Below are 3,295 nucleotides of genomic sequence, written 5' to 3'. Positions count from 1 at the left end.
CCCATGCTCGTCGATCAACGCCTGCGTCTTGGCGTACGACCGGTTGTGCACCGCCGTGACGAACCCGTTCCGGGCGAAGTTCCGCGCCAGATTCGATCCCATCACCGCCAAACCCGTCACACCGATGTCGGCCAGCGGGGTGGATCCAGGGGTGGGTGTCTCGGTCATGGCAGGCGCCTCCGGGTGGGCTCGATCCGATCGTTCGGTGAGGGCAGACCACGAGCCTCCCGCACGGCGATGAACGCCGCGCTACGGGGTCCGCTCAGCCGCCCGCGGCCAGGGCGAGCTTGACCGCGGCGGCGATGCGCGAGCCGTCGGCCCGGCCGGCCGCCCGGGCCTGCACGTCCTTGATGACCAGGCCCATCTGCCGCATGGTCGGCGGCGCCCCCGTGTCGGCCGCCACCGCCTCGATCGCGGCCGCAACCAGGCCGGCCACCTCGTCGTCGGACAGGGCCTGCGGCAGGTAGGCCGACAGCACCGCGGCCTCGGCCCGCTCGGTGGCCGCCTGCTCTGCGCGGCCCGCCCCGGCGAACGCCTCGGCGGCCTCGCCCCGCTTGCGGACCTCCTTCTGCAGCACCGCGACGACCTCGGCGTCGGACAGTTCCCTGGCCTGCGTCCCGGCCACCTCGGCGTTGGTGACGGCGGCCAGGGCCAGGCGCAGGGTCGCCGTGGTCAGGGTGTCCCGGGCCTTCATCGCCGCGGTCAGATCGGCCCGCAGCCGGTTCTTCAACTCGCTCACGGTCGTCGAGGCTTCCAGGCCCGCCCTTGACAGTCAAAGCTAATGCTATTAGCTTTTTGGCTATGCCTCGTAGCCAGACCCTCGCCCCCGTCCGCTACCTCGACCGCGGCGAGGGCCGCATCGCCTACGACGTCGTCGGCGACGGCCCGCTGATCGTCGCCGTCCCCGGCATGGGCGACCTGCGCAGCACCTTCCGCCATCTGACCCCGGCCCTGGTCGCGGCCGGTTTCCGGGTCGCCACCATGGACCTGCGCGGGCACGGGGACAGCGACGCCACCTTCACCGCCTACGACGACGCCGCCGCGGCCGGCGACGTCCAGGCCCTGGTCGAGCAGCTCGGCGGGCCGGCGGTGCTGGTCGGCAACTCCATGGGGGCGGGCGCGGTCACCCTGGTCGCCGCCCGCCGGCCGGAGTTGGTCGGGGCATTGGTGCTGATCGGGCCGTTCGTGCGCAACCCGCCGACCGGCGCGGCCATGATGCTGCTGTTCCGGGCGATGATGGGCGGGCCGTGGGCCGGGCGGGTGTGGGCCCTCTACCTGCCCTCGCTCTACCCCGGACGTCGGGACGAGGACTTCCGGGCCCACCGCCGGGCGATCGCGGCGTCGTTGCGCCGGCCCGGTCACCGGCGCGCGTTCACCGCGACCACCCACACCTCGCACGCGCCGGTCGAGGCCGTGCTGGACCGGGTCCGGACACCCACGCTGGTCGTGATGGGCGAGCGGGACCGCGACTTCCCGGATCCGGCCGCCGAGGCGGCGCTGGTCGCGGAGCGGCTGCGGGGCCGGGCGGTGCTCGTCCCGGAGGCCGGCCATTACCCGCACGCCGAGTTCCCGGAACGGACCACGCCGGCGATCGTGGACTTCCTGCGCGAGACCACCGGGCAGCCGGGTGCCTAGGGTCGGGCTCAGCCGCGCCCAGCTGGCCGGCCGGGCGGCCGAGCTCGCCGACGCCAACGGCTGGGACCGGCTCACCCTGGCCGATGTCGCCGCCTCGTTCGAGGTGCGCCTGCCCAGCCTGTACAAGCACGTCGGTTCGGTGGCCGAGCTCCGGCGCGACGTCGCGGTGCTGGGCGCGCGCGATCTGCTCGCCGCGCTGACCGCGGCCGTCGTCGGCCGGTCCGGGACGCCCGCCCTGCAGGCCATGGCCGGCGCCTACCGGGACTTCGCGACCCGCTGCCCGGGCCGGTACGCGGCGTCGGTGGTGGCCCCGGCCCCTCACGACGCGGAGCACCTCGACGTGGCCGCGCGGCTGGTCGATCTGCTCGGCGCGGTGCTCGCGGAGTTCGGCGTCACCGGGGACGATGCGATCCACGCCATCCGGGCGCTGCGGGCGCTGCTGCACGGCTTCGTCGCCCTGGAGGCGGCCGGCGCCTACGCGATGCCGCTCGATCTCGACGTGAGCTACCGGCGGATGGTCGACGCCTTCGCCGCCGGTCTCGTCGAGCCCTGACCCCGCGCAGCGGGGATCCGCGGTCGGGGGACGGTGCCGCCGGGGTCCCTGCGTGACACGGCTCCGCCCGATGGCACCGCACGCCCGGTCGAACGGTCGCCGCGACCCCCGAGGTGGCGCCCCGTCCGGACTGAGCCGGGATCACCGGGCTCGACTCAGTCCGGACGGGGCACCACGGCGGCGTTGTACACGGTGCGCCGGGACAACCCGACGCGGGCGGCGATCTCGTCGACCGCGTCCCGGCGCGTCCGGCCGGCCGCGACCAGGTCCTGCACCAGCGCGGCCAGCTCCTCGGCATCCGGCGGTGCGGCCACCGGGGCCGAGGCCCCGGCCACCACCAGCGTCAGTTCCCCGCGCAGTCCCGTCTCGGCGGCCGCGACCAGGTCCGCCAGCGTGCCCCGGACGACCTGCTCGTAGGTCTTGGTCAGCTCGCGACACAGCGCCGCCGGCCGGTCCGCCCCGAACGCCTGGCGCATCGCGGTCAGGGTGTCCCCGATCCGGTGCACCGACTCGAAGAACACCATCGTGCGGCGCTCGCCGGCCAGCTCGGCCAGCGCCCGGGCCCGCTCCCCGGTCTTGCGCGGCAGGAAACCCTCGAAGCAGAAGCGGTCCGACGGCAGCCCGGACAGCGCCAGCGCGGTCAGCACCGCCGACGGGCCGGGCACGCAGGTCACCGGCAGGCCGGCCGCGGCGGCCGCCGCGACCAGGCGGTAACCCGGGTCGGACACCGACGGCATGCCCGCGTCCGTGACCAGCACGACCGTGGCACCATTGGCGATCCGCTCGAGCAGCCCGGGGATGCGGGCCTGCTCGACGGCCTCGTAGTACGAGACGACGGCGGCGGTCAGCGCCACCCCGAGGTCGGCGGCCAGCCGGCGCAGCCGGCGGGTGTCCTCGGCGGCGATGACGTCCGCGCCGGCGAGCGACGCCCGGAGCCGGTCCGAGGCGTCGTCCGGCCGGCCCAGGGGGGTGCCGGCCAGCACCAGGGCCCCGCCCGCCGGCCCCGGCACCCCGGACGCCTTCACGCCGTCACTCATCGGGCCACCCTACGATCGTCCGCATGCCCGCTCCGCCGTCCCTGGCCGACCCGGCCGCCGACCCGGCGGA

Annotated in this window: 5 protein-coding genes; 2 read left to right on the top strand and 3 right to left on the bottom strand. The window is 75.6% G+C overall.

Translation table 11 applies throughout. The features are described 5' to 3' along the window. Together ACOJUF_RS00240 and ACOJUF_RS00235 are read right to left on the bottom strand one after the other, a co-directional pair. Positions 1-168 (bottom strand): NAD(P)-binding domain-containing protein (locus tag ACOJUF_RS00240; RefSeq protein ID WP_420119853.1); only part of this gene is annotated, 168 nt, incomplete at its 3' end. 94 nt (positions 169-262) lie between these two features. Beyond that, on the bottom strand, positions 263-739 hold the full coding sequence (locus ACOJUF_RS00235; protein WP_420119852.1) for a GatB/YqeY domain-containing protein: 477 nt from the start codon (positions 737-739) through the stop codon (positions 263-265). Positions 740-801: 62 nt separating this feature from the next. On the opposite strand from ACOJUF_RS00235, the gene ACOJUF_RS00230 reads away from it, so the two are divergent. Both ACOJUF_RS00230 and ACOJUF_RS00225 read left to right on the top strand, forming a co-directional pair. After that, on the top strand, positions 802-1,635 hold the full coding sequence (locus tag ACOJUF_RS00230) for an alpha/beta fold hydrolase (protein WP_420119851.1): 834 nt from the start codon (positions 802-804) through the stop codon (positions 1,633-1,635). Next, positions 1,628-2,188, top strand: a complete 561-nt coding sequence (locus ACOJUF_RS00225; RefSeq protein WP_420119850.1) for a TetR/AcrR family transcriptional regulator — start codon at positions 1,628-1,630, stop codon at positions 2,186-2,188. The genes ACOJUF_RS00230 and ACOJUF_RS00225 overlap by 8 nt, the downstream gene beginning before the upstream one ends. 155 nt (positions 2,189-2,343) lie before the next feature. Here the strand turns inward: ACOJUF_RS00225 and rsmI are convergent, their stop codons facing one another. Continuing rightward, on the bottom strand, positions 2,344-3,225 hold the full coding sequence (rsmI, locus tag ACOJUF_RS00220) for a 16S rRNA (cytidine(1402)-2'-O)-methyltransferase (RefSeq protein ID WP_420119849.1): 882 nt from the start codon (positions 3,223-3,225) through the stop codon (positions 2,344-2,346). Positions 3,226-3,295 lie beyond the last annotated feature (70 nt).

Origin of the sequence: Nakamurella sp. (assembly GCF_048594475.1) — a bacterium.
Classification (GTDB): Bacteria; Actinomycetota; Actinomycetes; order Mycobacteriales; family Nakamurellaceae; genus Nakamurella.
The sequence above is the reverse complement of the archived record's forward strand: the minus strand, read 5'-3'. Positions and strand labels throughout refer to the sequence as shown.

Bases quoted from the DNA above. Each gene is read 5' to 3' on its own strand.
- rsmI (WP_420119849.1), bottom strand. From the start codon at position 3,225: ATGAGTGACGGCGTGAAGGCGTCCGGGGTGCCGGGGCCGGCGGGCGGG.
- ACOJUF_RS00230 (WP_420119851.1), top strand. From the start codon at position 802: ATGCCTCGTAGCCAGACCCTCGCCCCCGTCCGCTACCTCGACCGCGGC.